We start from the raw sequence: 22,097 nt of genomic DNA, 5'->3' as shown, positions 1-22,097 counted from the left end.
TATTCCTAAGTTATTTGTCTTTTTTATCTAATTTATTCCAATATTCTAAAATCTGTTTTTTAGATTCTTCATCTAGCGACTTAAAATTATCAGAGAATTTGTCTGTTCCAAAATTATCTGAGACACTTGACTCTATAGTGTATAACTTATCTTTTTGAGAAAATACAAGATGAACCGACTGTTGTTTAAAATCAGCATCATATAATCCATAAATAAAAAGAGCATCTACACTTTTATCTTTATTATAATCTCCAAAGGCCTTTCGGCTTCCCCAAGATGAAATAATTCCGTTGTGATTTACCTCCAAGATCGATTTTAAAACCCATTTATCATTTACTTTCGTAAATCTTTGGAAATACATTTTATCAGGAATAGTATTTTTTTCAATCTTCGAAAAAATAAAAACATTATCCTCGTTTCCCGGAGAACTTACCTCATCAACCTGAATTATTCTTACTCCTTTGTACGGGAAAACATCCTGAGTATAGCTGTCTTTGTTCCTAATAACATTAGAAACCTGAGCTACGATACTATTTGAAATCAACAATAAAACAAAAATCTTTTTCATAATTACATTATTAAAACTAAATAACGAATTTAAGATTTTTCTTTCTTTTGTTTCTTGTTTAATTTATCCTTTGTCAGACAATCTCAAAATATCACCAAAAACTCCTCTTGCCGTTACCGCAGAACCTGCACCAGCTCCCTGAATAACGATTGGACGATCTCCGTAAGATTCTGTGTAAATTTCGAAGAAAGAATCAGAACCTTTTAATCCTCCTAATGCCGTATCTTTTGGTACTGAAACTAATTTTACTTCTAAATCTCCTTTGTCATTCTGCAAATCTCCAGACAATTCGCCAATATATCTTAACACGTGATTTGGCTGTTGTTCTGCTTTTATTTTAGCATAAATCGGATCGAATTCTTTTAATTTCGTTAAGAAATCGGCAGCGCTTCCTTCACGTAAGTGCTCTGGAATTAAATTCTGAATTGAGATTTCTTCAAACTCATTTTGTAAATCTAATTCTCTTGCCAAAATCAATAATTTTCTTCCCACATCATTTCCACATAAATCTTCACGCGGATCTGGTTCCGTATATCCGTTATCAATTGCTTCCTGCAAGATTTCGCTAAATGGAGCGTCTTTTGCAGAGAAATTATTGAATAAATAACTTAATGTCCCAGAGAAAACTCCTTTTATTTTTGTAATATTTTCTCCTGAAAGGTGCAATAATTTGATTGTATCAATTAATGGTAATCCTGCACCAACATTGGTTTCATACAAATAATTCTTTTGATTTTCAGCCAAAGCTTTTCTCAATTCTTTGTAGAAACCATAGCTTAATGTATTGGCCACTTTATTAGAAGAAATCAAATCGAAACTGCTTTCTACTAACGGAATATAATTCTCAACAAAAGTCGCACTTGCTGTATTATCAATCGCAATTAAGTTTTCTAAATGATGCTCATTCGCGTAAGCAATAATATCTTTTATTGTATAGGCTTCGCCTTTGGTTTCAATTTCACTTTTCCAATTGTTGGTAACACCATATTTGTTTAAAAGCAGTTTTTTAGAATTCGCTATAGCAAAAACATTAAGCTTAACATCTTTACGTTTTTCAATCGCAGCAGCCGATTCTAAGATTTGATTAATTAAAGTTCCTCCCACTAATCCGTGACCGAAAATGGCAATGTTGATTTTCTTTGAAACTCCAAAAATCTCTCCGTGAATTACGTTTAAAGCTTTGTTTAGTTCTTCTTTTTTAACAACCAAACTCACGTTTTTACCCGTCACAGTGTTGTTAAATAAAATCGGAACAATTTTGTTTTTAATTAAAGCAGTATATGGTTTATGGAAAGTACTCAAATCCTGTCCAATAATAGAAATTACAGATACATTGTCTGTTACCGTAATCTGGTTTACGTCTTTAGAATAAAAGTCATTTTCAAACTCTTTTTCTAACTCTACCACCGCAGTCGTTGCTTTATCAGTTGCAACCACAAGTCCAATTCCTCTTTCTGAAGAACCTTGTGAAATGATACTTACACTGATATTATGATCGCCCATTACTTTAAAAATTCGGGCATCGACTCCGGCTTTTCCAAGTAATCCGCGTCCTTCAAGATTTACAAGAGATACATTTTCCAAAACAGAAAGTGTTTTAATTCCCTCTTTTGCAGTATCTGAAGTAATTAATGTTCCACGGTTTTCGTGGTTAAAAGTATTTAAAATACGAAGTGGAATATTCTTTTCTAACAAAGGAATAATCGTTTTAGCATGTAAAATTGTTGCTCCAAAATTAGCCAGCTCGTTTGCTTCGTTGAATGATAGATATTCAATTTTCTTAGCATCGGCTACTAAATCCGGGTTTGCCGTATAGATTCCGTCTACATGCGTAAAGTTTTGTAATTCTTCAGCATTTAAATAATTTGCGATTAACGAAGCGGTATAGTTACTGCCATTTCTACCTAGAGTAGTTGTGTCGTTGTTGTTGTTGGAACCAATGAAGCCTGTAACTATATTAACCGTTTCGCCGTTATGTTCTTTAAAATAATTGACTACGTTTTTCTTTGAAAGTTGTTCTAATGGCTGTGCATCACCAAATTTAGAATCTGTTTTCAGCAGTTCTCTAGAATCTACAAAATTGGCAGGAATTCCTTTTTCTAATAAAATCGCTGTCAATAATTTAGCCGAAAGCAATTCGCCTTTAGACAAAATCTGATCTTTGATTTTTTTGCTGTAATCGCCAATTAAGCTTACACCTTCAAAAAGTTTATCTAAGACATTAAATTCTTCAGACAAATCAACTTGAGGATAATCTGAAATTTGATATTTTTTGAAGTTTTCTAATAATTCTTTGTAACTGCCGTTTTTAGCAGCAATGCTTAAGATAAATTCTAATTCGTCTGTAGCATTTCCACGTGCAGAAACTACAACAGCAATTTTTTCACCTTGATTTACTTTATCAGAAATGATAGAAACAACTTTATTAAGTCCTTCTCCGTTTGCTAACGATTTACCTCCAAATTTTAATACTTTCATTTTATTTCTTTATTGTTTCTGCCTTAAAAATGTCGGCAAGTAAATGATCTAATTGTTTGTACTCGATTAAAAAAGCGTCATGTCCGTGAACCGAAACAATTTCGCTGTAGAAAACATTGTCTTTAAATTTCTTTAATTCTTCGTAGGTTTCGACATTTTCTTTGGCCGTAAAAAATAAGTCGGAATTGATTCCTACAATATGAATCGAAGCTTTTGTTTGAGACAATAAGTTTTCAAAACTTTCACTATTTCTAGTAATATCAATTGTTTTAAGCAACTGATTCATTAATTTATAAGAAGACAACTGAAATCTTTGCTGTAATTTTTTTCCGTGATGCGCCAGCCAGCTTTCGATATTAAAAATCAAAAGATCTTGGTTAATTGTACGCTGAAATTTTTCTTTAAATGATTCCGGCGAACGATAACAAAGCATGGCATGAATTCTCGCATCTTCAATTGGTTTTGAAGAATTGTTCAGAATCTGCTCCTGAAGGAAACAATTGGCGATAAGCCAGTCTGTCGATTTCCAGTCACTCGCTATTGGAATAAGATTTTCTGTAATACTAGGTTCTAAAGCTAAGATTTCCCAAGCAATTCCACCTCCAACTGAACCGCCAATCACTGCAAAAAGCTTTTCGATATTTAAAGTTTTTACACCTTCAATAAAGATTCTGGCAATATCTCTAGCTGTGAAATCAAGATAATTTTCGATTAAAAAAGAATTCGTGCCGTTTCCTGGAACATCAAAAGCCAGAATAGTATAAACAGTAGTATCAATGGTTTTGCCTTCGCCAATTAAGTCATTCCACCAGCCGTTTTCGCCCGTAACTTGCGAATTTCCTGTTAAGGCGTGATTAACCAAAACGATTGGCGCACTGTGCAGGGGCTGACCTGCCAATGTAAAATGCAACGGTAAAGCATGATAAGATGCACCACTTTCTGTGATGAATTCCTGAATTATAATAGGGTTTGGTATATTTTCCAATTTCAAATCTGTTGTATTATCTGATTTGTATATGGAAATATTAGAAAGAAAAAACTAGAGTAAACTAGAAAAAATCTTGTTGTTATCTTTCCACGTTGGGCGTGGTAGAATGTAGCACCTTCTTCGTTTTACCGAAGGGTTGCTAAGGCTTCATCGGGTCTAATCCCTCGTCCTTTCTTTATAACATTTCAATACGTGTTTGAACTTAACGGTGCAAATTAACTACTATTTTCTTAAACAAACAAATTTTATCTAAAAGTGTTTGTTAAATTTCTGAGACTTACTTTAGCAAAAACTATTATACGCAAAAATTTACCGAACATAAATGCCCAGTAAAATTAAGCAGGTTTTAACCTAGTTTATGTCGCTTCTCTGTTTAGATGAAAAGCGTTTCATTTTCTTTTGAATACATCAAAAACAATAAAGAGTTGGGTGCTTTTTTTTCAGCATTTTTATCCGTTTCGTTCATTCCGAATCTTGGATGTGCCAATTCATTTGTTGGCGGTGGCGGATTGTTTTTTCTTGTCCTTCTGTTTTTCAAATTTGAAATTTTTTCTGCTAAGTAGTTCAATGTGCTCATGATATTAAGTTTTTAAGTTAAGTTGCGTTTTATAATCTTTATTTCTCTTTTATATTTGTGTTAAGCCCCTTTCGGGAATAAAAAAACCCTTTTGGATTTTTAGATACCAAAAGGGTTTAAGTTTTTTAAACTCATTTATACTTTTAGTATCAACAGACCGATGCGCGTACGCAAATAAGCGCGACAGCAAACATCTTGTTCACCTGTAAGGATTTATTCATCTGTGATTTATATTGTATATTTAAATTCTGCATTTTTTTATAATTAAAAAGCCTCCCAATGTTCTTTGGGAGGCTTTTACTAATATATTGTGTTTCTTACAATTTTAAGCAATAGGCGACCCAGCCTCGGTAATAACCGAAATGGCACAAAACATTTTGTTGACTTTTAAGTTCATTTGATTTCTAGTAGTTTTTGGGTACAACAAATATGCAACTATTTTTTCTATTACACAAATGAAATTCAGGAATTTAATTACAAAATTCGTTAAAAAAGTTATTTTTAACGTTAAAAAACATCTTACAAAAACAAAATAAAGATTATTCTGACTAAACAAATCGAAAAAAGATCATTTTTCAGCTCTAAACTCCATTGACAAATCAATTTATCAAAGAACATCAGTTATATTTTTAGTTTTTTTTGAGAAAATCTAAGACCAAACAGCCTCTTTATTTCTAATTCTTTCTGCAACTTTTAGAATATCGGTTATGATTCCCCTCGAAATTGCTTGTTTACATGGTGGCGCACTTTGAATTACAATCGGAACAGCAGCGTAAGATTGTGTATAAATTTCAAAAATGGTATCAGAACCTTTTAATTGTCCAATTGCAGAACTAACAGGTTCAGAAATCAATTTGACTTCCAGTTGATTCTTCTCCAAATCAAATTCGCCCACATATCGCAATACGCTATTGTCTGCCTGTGTGATTTTTGCAATTTTAAAGGATTTATCTATCGCGTCTTTATTCAGGACACCATTTTTCTCCAAATGTTCTTCTGTGATAAAGGGTTTTATTTGAATGTCTGAAAACTCGAAATCTTTTCCAATTTCTCTCGCCAGTATCAGAAGTTTTCTTGCTGTGTCATTTCCAGATAAATCTTCTTTAAATGTTGATTTCATCAATCCTAAAAGACTTGCATCTTTTAAAACCGAAGAAAACGAAACGTTTTCTACTGAAAATCTATTGAAAACATAACTCAGATTATCCGAGAAAACACCACGAATCTTCGTGATTTTTTCGCCAGAATAATACAAATCTCTCAAAGTCTGCAAAACTGGAATTCCGGTATCAACTGAGGTTTCATACAAAAACTCTTTATCATACTTTTTAAGATTGGCTCTTAACTCTTTGTACAAATCTATCGGAAGCGTATTGGCTTTTTTATTAACAGCAACGATATTAAATCCGTTTTTGATCAAGGTATTGTAGTGTTTTACCAATTCATCACTGGCTGTTGCATCTACCGCGATCAAGTTTTCGAATTCATTTTCTTTGGCAAATTCAACAATATCTTCCACTTTAAAAGGAACTGCCAATTGTAAAAAGTTGGTTTCCCAAGCATACCCTACGCCTTCTTTCTCAAAAAAAGCGACCGTCGAATTGGTTATTATTGGAAAATGAAAATCTACATTTTTACTTTCGAGAAAAAACTCCTGACTTTCTATAATCTGATTAATCAAAGTACTTCCGATATTACCAATTCCAAAAAGGACTATGTTTATTTTAAGCTTTGACATAATTTTTAATTTTTAAAACCATATAAGTAATATAAGTTCATTTAATTGCCGTGTACATAGCAGTTCTTCTGTTTAGAGTTAGATACACTGCGGTGTGTCTATATTGAAATGCATTTATATCACTTATATGGTTTAATTTTATAATGATGCTTTTCATAAAAAATTACCTTTAGCAAAACCACTCGCTAAAGGCAATTTTTCAAACAAAAAACAAAAAAACCTAATTTTTATTGATGCTGTATTGTGAAAGCGAAACGGTTTCAAAAACAGCCTGCAGATCAGCAATTAAATCCTCAATATCTTCAATTCCCACTGACAGACGAACCAAATCTTTTGAAACTCCTGTTTCAATCTGCTCTTCATCTGTTAATTGCTGATGCGTTGTACTTGCTGGATGAATAATCAGCGATTTAGTATCGCCAATATTAGCCAGTAAAGAGAATAACTTGGTATTGTCTACCACTTTTTTAGCCGCATCAAAACCTCCTTTTAATCCGAAAGTAATAATTCCGCTTTGTCCTTCTGGTAAATATTCTTTGGCTAAATCATAATATTTATTGGATTTTAAACCTGGATAATTTACCCACACCACCTCATCTTGTTTCTCTAACCATTCGGCCAAAGCCAAAGCATTTTCACTATGTTTCTTGATTCGGATTGGAAGTGTTTCTAAACCTTGAATAATCTGAAAAGCATTAAATGGACTCAAAGCGGCACCAAAATCACGCAGACCTTCAATTCGTGCTTTTGCAATAAAAGCAGCATTCCCTAAAGCTTCGTGATATACTAATCCGTGGTAACCTGCTGATGGTTCGGTAAATTCAGGGAATTTTCCGTTTGCCCAATCAAAATTTCCAGCATCAATGATAACACCTCCCAAAGAAGTTCCGTTTCCAGCGATATATTTAGTTAAGGAGTGAATGACAATATCGGCACCATATTTAATAGGGTTTAACAAATAAGGTGTCGCAACTGTATTATCTACTATGAATGGCACTTTGAATGCTTTGGCTTCTGCCGAAATTCCTTTTAAATCTAAAACGTCTAATTTTGGATTTCCTAGAGATTCCACAAAGAAAGCTCGTGTATTTTCTTTTGCCGCTTTGGTAAAATTTTCTGGTTTTGAAGGATCAACAAATGTTGTTGTAATTCCCAATCTTGGCAACGTAACCTTTAAAAGATTATAAGTCCCGCCATATAAACTGTTCGAGGCTACGATATGATCTCCAGCTTTCAGTAATGTCAATAATGTTGTAGAAATTGCCGATGCTCCAGAAGCTGTAACTACAGCTCCGATCCCTCCTTCAAGCGCTGCAAGGCGCTGTTCCAACACATCATTTGTCGGGTTATTTAATCTGGTATAGATAAATCCAGCTTCCGCAAGGCCAAATAAGTTAGCTGCATGATCGGCATTATTAAATACGTATGATGATGTTTGGTAAATTGGCACTGCTCTTGTTCCTGAATTTTTAGTAACATCGTGTCCTGCGTGTAATGCGTTTGTTGCAAATTTTTGTGTACTCATGATTTCTTAGTTTTTTAGGTATTGTTAATACGTTTATATATTGTAATTGATATTGATTCTTGAAATTGTTATTGATCCGCTTCTTCTTCCAGATCATACAAATGAAATAGCAATGATTTCTGGTTTTTAATACGCTGTTCCGGATTATACTTTACAGCTTCTGCTGTTTCTTCAGCATTATTATTTAGAGAATTATTTCTCAACAAATATTGAAATGCGATTGTATTGATATCTAATGTATTCATGATTTAAAATTTTAAGAGATTGAAATAAAAAAAGCCCTTTCGGATGGCTTACCAAAAGGGCTTATAGTTGAAACTATAACAAAGATTCGATCTTTCACTTTTGGCAACAGCAACTTTGGATACACATTGGCATCTTACAACACATCATCATTTTATTTACTGTTGAATTTTTCATTTCTTCTTCTTTTAATTTTTTGTTTTCATAAAAAAACCTCTGCTGTTGGGCAGAGGTTCTTATTGTATTTTGTAGACTTAATTACTAAACAATAGAGTTACTCTGCGGATTGTTCCGACATCATACAACACATATTTTTAGCAGTTAAATTCATTTTCTTATTGTTTTACAGGACAAATTTGAGAACTTTTTTTCAAACCACCAAACAAAAATCAAATTATTTTCCATTACCCTATCAAAATACTATACTTCTGTTAAATTTCTGCTATAAAAAATAAAAAAAGTTGAACTTTGATTTGCAAATCAAAATGGTTTCATACCTTTGCACCCGAAACAGAGGAAAAATTTGAACTGATTGCAACCTCTTCGTAATGAAATGATTTCGTTATGAATGCTGAAAGAATTCCTTTCGGTAGTAAAAAATGCTAAAGCAGAAACTCTCCTTTAGCCCTTTTTAGCAATCATTTCCTCGCTTAAATTTAAAATTAATACATTTTTATTACATTATTATGGCTTATTTATTTACGTCAGAATCTGTTAGTGAAGGGCATCCAGACAAAGTTGCAGATCAAATTTCGGATGCTTTAATTGACAACTTTTTGGCATTTGATGCTGACTCAAAAGTTGCTTGTGAAACTTTAGTTACAACTGGTCAGGTTATTTTAGCAGGTGAAGTAAAATCAAATACTTATCTTGATGTTCAGCAAATTGCACGTGAGGTAATCCGTAAAATTGGATATACTAAAAGTGAATATATGTTTGAAGCGAATTCTTGTGGAATTCTTTCAGCTATTCACGAGCAGTCTGCAGACATTAACCAAGGTGTTGACAGAGCTAAGCCAGAAGAACAAGGTGCTGGTGACCAAGGAATGATGTTTGGTTATGCAACTAATGAAACTGAAAACTACATGCCATTGGCATTAGATTTATCTCATAAATTATTACAAGAGTTAGCTATTTTAAGACGTGAAAACAAAGAAATCACTTATTTACGTCCAGATGCTAAATCTCAAGTAACATTAGAATACAGCGACGATAACAAACCAACTCGTATCGACGCAATTGTAATCTCAACACAACATGATGATTTTGATGAAGAAGCTGCAATGTTGGCTAAAATCAAAAAAGATATTATCGAAATCTTGATTCCAAGAATTATCGCTAAAAATCCAGAGCACGCTCACCTATTTAACGATAAAATCAACTACCATATCAATCCAACAGGAAAATTCGTTATTGGAGGGCCTCACGGAGATACTGGTTTAACAGGAAGAAAAATCATCGTGGATACTTACGGTGGAAAAGGTGCTCACGGTGGTGGTGCATTCTCTGGAAAAGATCCAAGTAAAGTGGATAGAAGTGCTGCTTATGCAACGCGTCATATCGCTAAAAACTTAGTTGCTGCTGGTGTTGCTGACGAAATCTTAGTTCAGGTTTCTTATGCAATTGGAGTTGCTGAGCCAATGGGAATTTTCATTGAGACTTACGGAACTTCTAAAGTAAACTTAACTAACGGTGAAATCGCTAAAAAAGTAGAAGCTATCTTTGATATGCGTCCTTACTTTATCGAACAACGTTTGAAATTAAGAAACCCAATTTACAGCGAAACTGCTGCTTACGGGCACATGGGACGTAAACCAGAAACGGTTACTAAAACTTTCTCTGCTCCTGGAGGACAAGAAAAAACAGTTACTGTTGAATTGTTTACATGGGAAAAACTTGATTTTGTTGACCAAGTAAAAACTGCATTTGGATTGTAATTCAATCTAAATTCAAAATATAAAAAAGGCTGTCTATAATTTTTAGACAGCCTTTTTTACTTTAAATTCTAAATTAAACCCGACAAGTTTTTAAAACCTGTCGGGTTACTTAAACTTAATCAATACGTTCCGTTTTGCATTTTTGTTAAGGTATCTTTTATATCAGTTGCTGTAACTCCATCCATATTTGCATCTAAATATTTTACGGCCAAAGTCTGTGTTGCAATGGCTTTTTCTTTCTGGCCATCTTTATAATATAATTGTGCTAAAGTATCTAAATAATACGAATTGTTTTTGGTTACCAATAAACTGTATTCAGACCATTTAATAGCATCTTTTAAGAAGCTAGAATTTTGAGCTTTTAATACTACTGTCCATGCTGCAGTATTACACAAATTAGAATGATATTCTTTAAAAGCATTCCATCCGTCATAAGAATAAGCAGATGACGCATCTAATGTCGAGAATATTGCATCTAATTTCTCAATAGGATTTCCTCCAGCTAGATTCGCTTCAAAATAGGTATTGAATTCTCTTAAATAGGTTGTATTTGAAGTATCTTGATCTTCTACCATCGACAGATAATCAAAGTAATTTTTGTAGGCATCAAAATTTCCTTTTCCAGCAGTGATTATCTTTTTATAAATCGAATTGACTTTTTCTTTATTGATTTCTCCTTTAACTCCATCCTGAGAGGAATAAACATTTTGTTGCAAAGCATTCGAAATTTCAGAAACAATATTTCCTAAAGTATGTAACTCTCCTTCTTTACTATTAAATGCTTCACGATTGTTCTCTATTTCATCTGAATGTTTTAATAGATAATCAATCGCTAAGAAATCAGTATCGTTTAGAATTCTGTCTTCATTAAAAAGCTGTTTTGTAAAGCCACCGTTTTTGATTTCTTTTACAATGGTTTCAGCCAAATACATATTAACTGCTTTGTCTTTTTGATGCGATTCAATTAATTTTTTCCAAACTGTATTTACTTCCTTTTGATCTACTGTTGTTTTTGTAATTACAAATTCCGTTGAATTAGGATCAACAGTTGTTGCTGTATCATAATCGTATGTAGTTTCTAATAATGCTGTTTTATTAAAAGCTTTTATTAAATCTGCATCTGTTGCTTTCTTATTTTTTACTGCATTATTTATTGAGATTAAAGCATCTGCTCTTAAAAGTTGTCTGTAAAATTCACTATAATAGCCAAATTGATATTGCTGTGCTGTTAAATCAGATTTTGCAGAGGCTATTATATTTCCTTCTCCATTTAGAACAAGTACACTTGGATCACTGGTAATTTTATTGGTTTTCAGCCATTTTTTATCATCGGCTCCAGCCAAATAAAAATTATACACATCATAAAGAGAAACATATTTATCATACATATTATATCCCGTCTGTGTTTCTTGCTCTTTTACGATAGCATCAAAACTCTCTTTTGCCGACTTAGTGTTACTATCGGCATACACAACCAAAAATTTATTGGCAGAACCTTTTGTTGCATCAATTGCTTTCTTTAAACTGTTTTCTATTTTTAATTTAAAATCATAACGTGTATATGCAGGTGGAGCCCCTTCAGTATTAATCGATAAAGGTGGATACAAGGTTGTATCAACAGCAACTCCCATTCCGTAATCTTCGTTTACATCTAGTTTACCAGGATAAGTCCAATTTGAAACAGACTCGCTTTCTACAGGAGTAACTTTTGCCGTTTTCTTAGACGGCTGTGGATCTTTTTCATTAACAAAAACCAACGGATTTAATCCTGATTTTTCAGAGATTTTCAATTCATTAGTACTTCTGTCAAAGAATCCTGCAATCTGCAAATCTCCCAAAACAGCCAATTCGTAGTTTATAGTAACTTCCGAAACATTTTTTGGCAACGCATATTTATTTACACTGCTTTTTCCGCCATATTCTTCATAAACTAAATACAAAAAGTCTGTTTGCTCAATTTCAAATTCTAAATCAGTTTTCGCCCAGTCAGGATCTATTTTACTCTTGATATCCGAAAGTCTTTGATATTTTACTTCCTCTTTCCCTTTTTGGGTACCAATATAAAAGGCATAATAGGACGGATCTAGAAATTTGACTTTAATATTTTTAGCTTTTTTGTCAACCTTAAAAGAAAGATCAAAACTAGTCTGCGCCTCATTATTTTTAATAAACACTAACGAATCTCCTTTAACTGCATAATCTCCCGAATAGAATACCAATTCGTATTTGTTATCTTCTAATAGATTTAATTTGATTTTCTGTCCTTTGTTTGTAGACAGATAAGTTCCTTTTTCGCTGCCTTTTGTTTGAGAAAAAGACGTAAAAATTGCTGAAGTAAATAGCAATAAACTCCAAATAAAATTGCGCATAATATAAAAATTTGGCTGTTAATATTAATGTAAAGATATTCCATTCTTACTAAAATTAAAATGTCTTAACTCCAAAATTCAGCCAAATCACTTATAAATTGTATTTCATCGAGAAGATTATGTAGCGAGGCTGTACGGTATATTGCGAAACCCTTGTAGAGAACTGCGTAAAGTTATCATCGTTCAAATATCTTGTGTTTAGCAAGTTTGTCGCTGATATTTTGTATTCCCATTTACTGTTTTTCTTCTGATAAATTAAACTCGCACTTAAGAAATCATATTCATTATCAACCGATTTATCTCCGTTATAATAATGATAGAACTCATACTCCGAAACAAAAGAAAAACTATCCAAGAAATAGTAATCTAATTTGGCAAATGGTTTATCTGTATAAAAAGTAGAACCACTGTATTTATTAATCAAAAGATTGTATCCAAATTCGATATTCGGAAGCTTTTTGTAATTTGTTGAAGCTCTAACCATATAACTTTGCACAAAACTTTCTGTAGTTCTTAAATCTCCATCTTGTCTATTATTAAATTTTGACCAGTTTAAACTTGCATTTACCGAAGCTTTATAATTTTTCAAAAAGGAACGTCCGTATGCTCCCATTCCTGAAAAAGTTTCATCGGCTAAATTAGAGTTATATGGAACTGAAGACTGATTAATTCCATCAAATTTAGCTTCTGTTTTAATAGCATCGATTTTTCTTGTATAGGTTGCGTTGGCAAAAATATTTTCGAAATTAAACATATTATACTTGAAATAACGAAGCGAATGCACTTGCGAAGTGGCATTTTCTAAAGTACGATTGCCACGAAATAAATTACTGTAATTAGATAAAACATACCCTTCTGCTAATTGATTAATATCTGTAAAATCATTGGTCAAAGAGAAATTATACGTCAGTGTTTCTGATTTTTTGATTTGGTATAAAGCGAAAAAATCTGGTAGTATTTTAGTGAAACTTTGAGAATAGTCTGTTCCTTCCTGTCCGTTTGTCATTTGGTATGTATGTAGACTTACACCAGGAGTCAACGTAAATTTCCCAGTCAAAATTTTATAGTGGAATCCCACAAATGCATCATTAAATCTGTAATCTACATCATTATTGTTTTCAGGATTATTCAAATCATTTCTGTCTCCATTATCTAACATTTGAAAAATATGAGAATTAAAGTTTTGATACGAATAGGTATTTCCTAAAGTAATATTAATATTGCTTTTTGCTGTTACCATATAATAGTAATCCAGTTTGGCATCCAATTTATTCGTTTTCACGAAACGATTTTGATTGTAATCATTTCTAGTTTGCTTTGGATCTATAATATATCCTGACAATTTAAAAGGAACGGTTTGCAGATTGGCATTATAAAACGGATTTTCGTCCTGGTATAAATGCTGCATTTCAAAAGCAAAAATATTTTTAGCACTTTGCGTATAATACAAATTCAAATTCTGATTAATAGAGGTCGGATCTTGTTTTTTTGTTGTAAAAATAGTTTCCGGAGTAGCAACATTCTCAACAATCTGCTCTCTAAACAAATCTGAATATTCTTCTTGTTTGGTCAATTTGGTTAAGATATCATAATCAAACTGAAATTTGTCACTTGGTTTATATGTTGAACTTAATTTAAAAAGTCCCAAATTATTTTTCTGACTTGTATTTTCATCTCGTTTCTCCTGATTTCCAGAATTTAAAATTGTAGACTGTGATTTAGTTTCAAGTTCTGTTTTCGAAGTTGAAAGAATTCCGAAACCACTTAAATTCCAAGCTTTATTAACAGAATAAGCAAAGTTTGTTGCACCAAATTTGGTTTCAATTTCTTTCGCTCTATTATTTCTCAACAATGAAATTCCTAAATCATTTGAAGAAACATTAAAACTGCTTCCTCCTTTTTTCATCAAATTTTTGAACCCACCGGTAAACTTAAAATAATCTTGAGCCGTTAAAGGCAGTTCGCCAATATTATTAAAATTAGTAATTAAATTGATGCTGTATTTTGGACTATAATAAAAGAGTTTGGGATTAATGATATAACGACTGTCAAGCTCAGCAACTCCAGTTCCTGCAGTTACATCTCCAAACCAAAAGTTCTTTTTACCTTCTTTCAGTTTAATATTCATCGCCACATTATCCTGATCGTTTTCAAGACCTTTTAACTGGCTTACTTCATTATAATTTCGCAATACTTGAATTTTATCAATAGCATCGGCAGGAATATTCTTGACACCTAATTTAGTATCTCCATCAAAAAAATCCTTTCCTTCCACCATTAATTTACTGACTTTTTTTCCTTCAACTTCAATCTCTCCATCGGCATTAACTTCAACTCCTGGAAGTTTTTTAAGCACATCTTCAAGTTTTTTCTCTGTTCCTGATTTGAATGAATCGGCATTATATACAATTGTATCTCCTTTTATTGAAACAGGCATTTCGCGAACGATTTCAACACCTTCTAATTCAATTCCTGTACCATCCAAAACCACATTTTGAGTCATGTTTTCGGTTTTAGTTGTTACTGCAATGTCTTTAGATTTCATACCCAAATAACTGACTTTAATGGTATAAGAAGTATTCGGTTTTAAAGTCAGCTGAAATTTCCCTTTATCATTTGTAATTCCATAAGAATCCATTGCTTTTGTCCCGTTATTAATCGCCATTATATTGGCCATTTCTAATGGATTTTTTTGTTCATCCTGAATCAAACCGTCAAAACGGACACTTTGGGAAAAGCATATAGAAGTAAAAAGTAAGGCAAAAATAAAAAGTGTTTTATTCATTATCAGAATATTGGAATTTGGAATTTATAAATTTAACCCATTGGGAAAAATTCTTTTAAACACATAGAAACATAGTTTTTTTGAAGATTTAAAAAAGGCGTTTCACTTAATTAAATGCACATAGTTAGCTATGTGTAGAAACTTGTTTCTTTTACTCCCTTTTGTAGACACAAAAAACTATGTTTCTATGTGTTAAATAAATTATGTTCAATTTTAATTTATCTTCCCATTGGAGGTGGTCCGCCTGCGCGACCGCGATTCATTTCTCTAAATTCTTCCATTTTTTTAATTACCGTTTCGTCGTATTCTTTTTGAGAAATCACTTTTCCTTTTTTAGATGGTTTAATTTCCGCTCTTTCTTTAGGATTCAAAACCACTTTAGAACATAAGATTGTAGTTGTTCCATCATTTATTTCCAAAATTAAACCTGGAAGTCCCCAATAATTTTCAGGACCTTGGCTAACCGGGATTTCTGGGGTATACCAAGCTGTAACTACAATTTCTTTTGGAATTTCAAAATTGTCTGTAAAATTAGTTTTTGTTTCTCCTGAAGTCTTTTTAGCTTCGTCCTTTTTATCGTCGTTATTTTTAGGTCTGAAGTTTCTAAAATCGGTTTTACTGGCTTGTTTTACTGCGGTTGCTTTATAACAATTATAACCTCCAATCTGTTTCGTTTCCTGTTCCATTTTCCAATTTAACTTGGGAAGTGAATCAACAACTAGAAACTCTTTTCCCATAAATTCTTTATCAACCGTATACGATTTTACTTTTAAATCTTTATAAAAAGTACCGCCTCCTCCAGTAAGCGAACCAAACATGACACGAAAACCGCCTTGCTGCTGTCCTGGAGCTTCTAGCTTTTCTTCTTCTTTATAAATAGATGCCGATTTATCGAAATTCAAAATGAATGTTTTTTCAAGCATTTTTTTCATACGCTCTTCCATGCTTTTCTGCATTTCTGGCGTAATGTCTCTATTGCCACGCATTTCAAACTTAGGTGCCTGTGTTTTTGACTCGTAAACAGCCATTCCCTGAAAATCCTTTTGAGCTTGAATCTGCGCACCAGCAAGCATCAAAGTCATATAAAAAAATATCTTTCTCATTGTATCTTTTTTAAAAGTGAATAAGTTCGAAAAAACTTACATTCAAATGTATTATTTATTTTAAGAACCTAAAAATTAAATATATTAATGCTTACTGCTCATAGATAGAACACCCTATTTTTTAGACTATTAGATTTTCAAAAGGTTTAAAGCTAAAAATGAATTTCTAATGCAAGTTTTTTGTAATTTGGTATTCTTGTAAATCAAATTTCTAATGCTCAAAAAAGTGCAAAAATTTTTATTCTATTTATTCCTCTTCTGCACTTCGAATGTACTGTCTGCACAGGATTCAAATATAAATCCGACCTTAATTTCTCAGTTCAAAAATAACGCCGATGATTTTTTAGGTTATGATTCTTTTGGTTATTCTTATCAGATAAAGAACAATGTTTTCAGTAAGACAAAAGGGAATGAAATTTTTGAATACAAAAATGTTTCTCTTGGAAAAATTACAAAAGTCGATTTACAAAATCCTTTAAAAATGGTTTTGTTTTATGAAGATTTCAATAGTGTCATTTTATTAGATAACCAATTGAATAAAATGACCGAAATTAATTTTTCGCAGAATCCCACACCTATTGTTGTAGACGCAATTGGAATGTCAACTCAAAATCAACTTTGGATTTACAATGCTTTAAATCAGCAAATTGGTCTTTTTGATTATTTAAAAAATGAATACAAAACCGTTTCTATTCCGTTAATAGAAACTATTAAACATTACCAAACCGATTTCAATACTTTCAACTGGATTGACAAAAATAATAATTGGTTTTCCTGTGATATTTTTGGAAAAATAACGGCGTTTGGTAAGACTGCCGATTTTGACAAAATCGAGATTATCAACAGCACACAATATATTTTTAATAAAGACAATATTTTGTACTTTAAAGGGTTTAATAAATCAAATTCAGATGTAATTTCTGAGATTAAAATTTTAGAAAAAACCTTTGACAATTTTTATTACAAAGACCAAATTTTATCTATTTTTACAGCTACAGATATTTCCAATTATAAAATCGTAACACCGTAATGCACATAGCAATAGCAGGAAACATAGGCGCAGGAAAGACCACTTTGACCAAATTATTAGCCAAACACTTTAAATGGGAACCCCATTATGAAGATGTAGTTGATAATCCGTATTTAGATGATTTTTACCATCAAATGGAACGCTGGTCATTTAATCTTCAGATTTATTTCTTAAATAGTCGTTTCCGTCAAGTGCAGCAAATTCGCGAAAGCGGAAAAAAAATCATTCAGGATAGAACGATTTATGAAGATGCCTATATTTTTGCTCCCAATTTATATTCGATGGGATTGATGACAAGCCGTGATTTTGAAAATTATACTTCTCTATTTGAACTAATGGAATCTTTGGTAAAACCACCAGATTTATTGATTTATTTAAGAAGCTCGATTCCAAATCTTGTTGGTCAAATTCACAAACGCGGACGCGAATATGAAAACTCAATTTCAATTGATTATCTAAGTCGTTTGAACGAAAGATATGAAGCTTGGATTCAGACTTATACCAAAGGAAGGTTATTAATTATTGATGTTGATAATATCAATTTCGTTGATAATCCCGAAGATTTGGGAGATATCATTAATAGAATTGATGCTGAACTAAACGGGTTATTTTAAGCTCAACTCTTACAAATAATTAAATACCTATTGATGTTTTTATTTCGATGCGTATTAAAAATAAAAAACAGGTTGTCTAATATTATAGACAACCTGTTTTTTTATGATTTGAATTTATGTATTGCAAATGCTACAATGCCGTAATTATAAATTCACTTCTTCTGTTCATTTGGTGTTCTTCCTCGCTGCATTTCACTCCGTCTGAACATCTGTTTACCAGCTGTGATTCGCCATAGCCTTTACCCGTTAATCTGTCTTTGGAAACACCATTATTGATCAGCCACTGCATGGTCGATTTGGCTCTTCTATCAGACAGGGCTTCATTGTATTTATAGCTTGCCCTGCTGTCTGTGTGGGAACGAATATCAAGTTTCATAGATGGATATTGATTCAATACATCCAGAATCTTTTCTAAATCGATAATCGCTTTTGGCGTGATGGCAGACTTGTCTAAATCAAAATAAATATTGGTAATGTTAAAACATTTTGCTAGATCGTCTCCAACAGCTACACGGCATTCCGTTCCATCCAGTTTGATCGTTAGATAGGTCTTGCCATTGTCTTTTAAAATCGTAACCGGTTCCTCTTTTGTGGCATAGTTTTCTTTTTCTGCCCTCACAAAGTAAACTTTGCCGCAGTCCACCGCAAAACTATAAAAACCTTTTGGGTCAGAAATAGTGGTGCTTATCAAATTATGATCTGTGTCGTAAAGCGACAGCTTGGTATTGCCTAGTATTTCTGATCCAGTAGTATTGGTTACAATTCCGCTGAGTTCCTGGGTGCAGTTCAGGCTTCTGGTTTCGACAAATTTATAGATGTCATCCGAACCCTGCCCGCCTGATCGGTTTGAACTGAAAAATCCTTTTGGAGAGTCCCCATCGATGACAATATAGGCAAAGTCATCTTGAGGAGAGTTGATATCCGATCCCAAGTTTTGAATGTTGCTTACTCCGTTTGATTCCAATTTTCCAACAAAAACATCCAATCCTCCCAGTCCGGGATGTCCGTCTGAAGCAAAATAAATATCATTATTGCTTGTTACGTATGGAAAGGTTTCTTTCCCTTCCGTATTAATTGTCGGCCCCAAATTTTCAGGGGTTCCATAGCTTTCTCCGTTGATGCTGGCTTTATAGATGTCAGATTGTCCGTAGGTTCCCGGCATATCCGAGGCAAAGTACAATGTTTTTTCATCTGCGCTCAGCGCCGGATGGGCCGTACTGTAGTTGTCGCTGTTGAATGGAAGTTCTCTTATATTGGTCCATTCTCCATTTTCCAGGGTTGCTTTATAAATTTTCAGCAGAGTTGTCTTCGCATCGTTTTTTCCTCTTTTACCGTTGTTATAATTGTTTCTGGTAAAATAAACAGTCTTTCCGTCTTTTGTAAAGACAGGCGTTGACTCATTGAATTTAGTGTTTATTTTTGATTTGAATTCTTTTGGAGCGCTCAAATTAAAATTTTCATCTATTGCCGCTTGGTACAGGTTGGTGAAATGTTCGCCGGTCCAAGTATGTTTTCTCTGCGTAAAATTCCCAGTGTCGCGTGCTGATGCAAAATACACCGTATTGTTGTGGATAAAGGTTCCGTAGTCGGAAAATTTAGAATTTATTCCAGCGTTTTCTATTTTATAGCGTCCACTGTTGGCTTTTATTTCTTCCAGATAATTTTTATCTTTTATATAGAGTCTGGCTCTGCCGTCATTTTTGGTGCGCTGCTCAAACTCATCCAGAATCTTGTTGGCTTTTACTGTTTCTCCTGCCGATTTAAGAGACTGCGCATAACGGTAATAGTATTCGGTTTCTATTTGGGTGTTCATCGCAAACAGCTCGCCGTACCATTTGGCCGCTTTTTCGAAATTGGAGTTGAAGTAGTAGGAATTGGCCAGTTTTTTGAACAAATCTTCTGACTTGTATCCTTTTTCGGCTACACGTTCGTAGGTTTTTATCGCATCGATGTAGGCGTAGCTGTCATACTTTTTATCCCCAGCATTGATTTTCGCTTCCTGCGAGTAGCCGCAGAATGAAAAAACACTGATCAGGGCAAGGTAAAGGAGTTTATAATTTTTCATGACTATTATTTTTTTAGAAGAAGCGCGGGGTTGTTATTCTACTATTTTTTCTAAAGAATTCGTATCTCAGGAATATCTCATGCGATCCTGAGTTGTATCTGCTTAAACGGGTGGTTTCCTGGTCGTAGCCATAACCTATGTACATGCCGTCTGAAACCTGAAATCCCGCCATGGCGCTCATTGCAGCGCTCCATCTGTAGGCCGCCCCCACAACAAATTTGTCCATAAACATAAAATTGGCCGACACATCCACCTGCAGCGGAGCCCCTTCCACCATTTTGGTCAGGACGGCAGGTTTGAATTTGATGTATTGATAGTGGTCCAGATCAAATACGTAGCCCGCTATTAGGTAGTAGTTCATTTTGCTTTTATAAATCACTACATCATTGTCGTTGTATTTGTTGCTTTCAATGAAATTGGGAACGGACAGCCCTACATACGCTTTATCCGAATGCCAGTAGGCTCCGGCTCCTATATTGGGAGAGAATTTGTTCTGCAGATCCTGAAACGTGGGATCGGCCTGATTTTCAGGATTTAATTTATTGACATCCAGATTGAATAGATTGGCTGTTCCCTTAACCCCAAAAGACAGCTTGGATTCCGCCGATACCTGTATGGTATAGGAAAGATCCGCCGAAAAGTCGGTCTGGTTGGTTGGGCCTATTTTATCATTTACAACCGACACTCCAATTCCCAAATTGCTGTTGTTGATGGGGCTGTTGACCGAAAAGGTGCTCGTTTTTGGAGCTCCGTCAAGACCAATCCACTGGGTGCGGTACAATCCGAAGACGCTTAAGGCTCCTCTTGATCCGGCGTAGGCCGGATTGATATTGATCGTGTTGTACATGTACTGCGTAAACTGCGAATCCTGCTGGGAAAAGCCTGCAATAGCCGTCAACATTAAAACCAAGGTAGATAACTTTGTTTTCATCTGTATAAGTTTATAAACAGGGGAATTCATCCCCCTGTGTTAGAGATTATTTTTTAATGTATAAGTAGCCTGATTTATCAAGCATTTTATGCCTCAATTCATCAAAGTATTTCAGGATGTAGAAATAGGTTCCGTCCGGCAGGCTTTCTCCTCGAGAAATTGTGGCTCTTCCGTCTGAATATCCTTTGAATGTATTTCCATTCGATCCATAACCTGAAGTTTCAAATACTTTTACTCCCCAACGATTATAAATCTCAACAGTATTGTTTGGATAGCACTCCAATCCCTGAATACGGAATTCGTCATTGATGCCGTCTCCATTTGGGGAAACTGCATTGAACACTTCAACCACGCAGGTCACAACATCAATAACAGTAGGCTTGTCGTCCACGAAATTCGTATTGTCGGAAAGAGCATTTACTTTTTCTCCCGATGGAGTCGTCCCCTCCGCCAATGCCTGATTGGTCACGGATCCTGCATCAATATCAGCTTTTGTAATCGCATACACCCCAATGAAATTCGTTGAATTGGTTTCTCCAGGTGCCAAAGTGATTGGACTGCCTGATAATACCAATCCTGGCAGATTATCAGTTATCGTTACATTAGTCAGGGTTTCATTACCTGTGTTTTTAACTTCAAAACTGTATCTGATCGTTTCTCCCACTTCAGCATAGCCGTTATTGTTCTCATCAACAAATACTGCTTTTTTGATTACAGCGATGCTAGAATTTGATATCAACGGCGTGATCGTGCAGTCTGGACATGCTGAATCTATAGGACATGTGGCGCATGTCGGCGTTGGATCTGTTGATGTATTGGTTACGTCATCTCCTTTCGGATCCTTGCCCGTTGCTGTCGCCAGGTTGTACACCATTCCTTTGTCAATATCGGCCTGCGTTATGATATGAACCGCCGTGAATGTAGTCGTGTCAATTGCTCCCGGAGCTAGACTAGCCAAAGGACCTCCCGTCACAACGGCATTGTTGTCAGTTACTATAATATTGGTCAAGGTCGTTTCTCCCGTGTTTTTAACTGTAAAAGCATAGGTTACCTTATCCCCAACATTGGTTTTTCCGTCATTATTCGCATCCACAAACGTTCCGTGTTTGGTAATCGAGATGCTTGATTTCGATGGCACAGGCGTGA

The 22,097-nt window shown here is 34.0% G+C and carries 16 protein-coding genes and 1 riboswitch; of the genes, 3 read left to right on the top strand and 13 right to left on the bottom strand.

Going from position 1 to position 22,097, the window contains the following annotated elements; genetic code table 11:
- Window positions 1–10: 10 nt before the first annotated feature.
- From GSY47_RS03165 to GSY47_RS03135, 7 genes are all read right to left on the bottom strand, one after another.
- Window positions 11–568, bottom strand: a complete 558-nt coding sequence (locus tag GSY47_RS03165; protein WP_179003220.1) for a hypothetical protein — start codon at window positions 566–568, stop codon at window positions 11–13.
- A gap of 63 nt (window positions 569–631) precedes the next feature.
- Window positions 632–3,046, bottom strand: coding sequence for a bifunctional aspartate kinase/homoserine dehydrogenase I (gene thrA / locus GSY47_RS03160; protein ID WP_179003221.1), 2,415 nt, complete (start codon window positions 3,044–3,046; stop codon window positions 632–634).
- A 1-nt stretch (window position 3,047) separates the two neighbouring features.
- Window positions 3,048–4,031: an alpha/beta fold hydrolase gene (locus GSY47_RS03155; RefSeq protein ID WP_246611248.1), complete on the bottom strand. Its 984-nt coding sequence runs from the start codon at window positions 4,029–4,031 to the stop codon at window positions 3,048–3,050.
- A 79-nt stretch (window positions 4,032–4,110) separates the two neighbouring features.
- A riboswitch (SAM riboswitch) is annotated at window positions 4,111–4,218 on the bottom strand.
- A gap of 189 nt (window positions 4,219–4,407) precedes the next feature.
- Window positions 4,408–4,611 carry a hypothetical protein gene (locus GSY47_RS03150; protein WP_219071101.1) on the bottom strand — a complete coding sequence of 68 codons (204 nt, stop codon included), beginning with the start codon at window positions 4,609–4,611 and terminating at the stop codon, window positions 4,408–4,410.
- 649 nt (window positions 4,612–5,260) lie between these two features.
- Window positions 5,261–6,349: a homoserine dehydrogenase family protein gene (locus tag GSY47_RS03145; RefSeq protein ID WP_179003224.1), complete on the bottom strand. Its 1,089-nt coding sequence runs from the start codon at window positions 6,347–6,349 to the stop codon at window positions 5,261–5,263.
- Between the two features lie 220 nt (window positions 6,350–6,569).
- Window positions 6,570–7,874, bottom strand: a complete 1,305-nt coding sequence (locus tag GSY47_RS03140; protein ID WP_179003225.1) for an O-acetylhomoserine aminocarboxypropyltransferase/cysteine synthase family protein — start codon at window positions 7,872–7,874, stop codon at window positions 6,570–6,572.
- Window positions 7,875–7,942: 68 nt separating this feature from the next.
- Window positions 7,943–8,119 carry a hypothetical protein gene (locus tag GSY47_RS03135; protein ID WP_179003226.1) on the bottom strand — a complete coding sequence of 59 codons (177 nt, stop codon included), beginning with the start codon at window positions 8,117–8,119 and terminating at the stop codon, window positions 7,943–7,945.
- Between the two features lie 684 nt (window positions 8,120–8,803).
- Between GSY47_RS03135 and metK the strand changes: the two genes are divergently transcribed.
- Entirely contained in the window at window positions 8,804–10,054 is a 1,251-nt protein-coding gene (gene metK / locus GSY47_RS03130) for a methionine adenosyltransferase (RefSeq protein WP_179003227.1), read from the top strand.
- Window positions 10,055–10,173: 119 nt separating this feature from the next.
- Here metK and GSY47_RS03125 read toward each other — a convergent pair whose 3' ends face one another.
- The 3 genes from GSY47_RS03125 to GSY47_RS03115 all read right to left on the bottom strand — a co-directional run bounded on the left by GSY47_RS03125 (window position 10,174) and on the right by GSY47_RS03115 (window position 16,311).
- Entirely contained in the window at window positions 10,174–12,423 is a 2,250-nt protein-coding gene (locus GSY47_RS03125; protein ID WP_179003228.1) for a hypothetical protein, read from the bottom strand.
- A gap of 91 nt (window positions 12,424–12,514) precedes the next feature.
- Window positions 12,515–15,208, bottom strand: a complete 2,694-nt coding sequence (locus GSY47_RS03120; protein WP_179003229.1) for a carboxypeptidase-like regulatory domain-containing protein — start codon at window positions 15,206–15,208, stop codon at window positions 12,515–12,517.
- Window positions 15,209–15,426: 218 nt separating this feature from the next.
- Entirely contained in the window at window positions 15,427–16,311 is an 885-nt protein-coding gene (locus GSY47_RS03115) for a GLPGLI family protein (protein ID WP_179003230.1), read from the bottom strand.
- A gap of 226 nt (window positions 16,312–16,537) precedes the next feature.
- On the opposite strand from GSY47_RS03115, the gene GSY47_RS03110 reads away from it, so the two are divergent.
- The gene (locus tag GSY47_RS03110; protein WP_317197894.1) at window positions 16,538–17,341 is read left to right on the top strand and encodes a hypothetical protein; all 804 of its coding nucleotides are present in this window, start codon (window positions 16,538–16,540) and stop codon (window positions 17,339–17,341) included.
- The gene (locus tag GSY47_RS03105) at window positions 17,341–17,955 is read left to right on the top strand and encodes a deoxynucleoside kinase (RefSeq protein ID WP_179003232.1); all 615 of its coding nucleotides are present in this window, start codon (window positions 17,341–17,343) and stop codon (window positions 17,953–17,955) included. Before GSY47_RS03110 ends, GSY47_RS03105 begins: the two co-directional genes overlap by 1 nt.
- A gap of 130 nt (window positions 17,956–18,085) precedes the next feature.
- On the opposite strand, the gene GSY47_RS03100 is transcribed toward GSY47_RS03105, so the two are convergent.
- The 3 genes from GSY47_RS03100 to GSY47_RS03090 all read right to left on the bottom strand — a co-directional run.
- Complete coding sequence (locus tag GSY47_RS03100) at window positions 18,086–20,020, bottom strand: OmpA family protein (protein WP_179003233.1); 1,935 nt, start codon at window positions 20,018–20,020, stop codon at window positions 18,086–18,088.
- Window positions 20,021–20,033: 13 nt separating this feature from the next.
- Window positions 20,034–20,951 (bottom strand): PorP/SprF family type IX secretion system membrane protein, encoded by a 918-nt coding sequence (locus tag GSY47_RS03095; RefSeq protein WP_219071100.1) that lies wholly within the window; start codon window positions 20,949–20,951, stop codon window positions 20,034–20,036.
- 46 nt (window positions 20,952–20,997) lie between these two features.
- Window positions 20,998–22,097, bottom strand: a 1,100-nt coding sequence (locus GSY47_RS03090; protein ID WP_219071099.1) for a DUF7507 domain-containing protein, incomplete at its 5' end; no start/stop codon positions are given.

Origin of the sequence: Flavobacterium quisquiliarum (assembly GCF_019308285.1) — a bacterium.
Classification (GTDB): domain Bacteria; phylum Bacteroidota; class Bacteroidia; order Flavobacteriales; family Flavobacteriaceae; genus Flavobacterium; species Flavobacterium quisquiliarum.
This window is presented reverse-complemented; position numbering and strand designations above follow the sequence as displayed.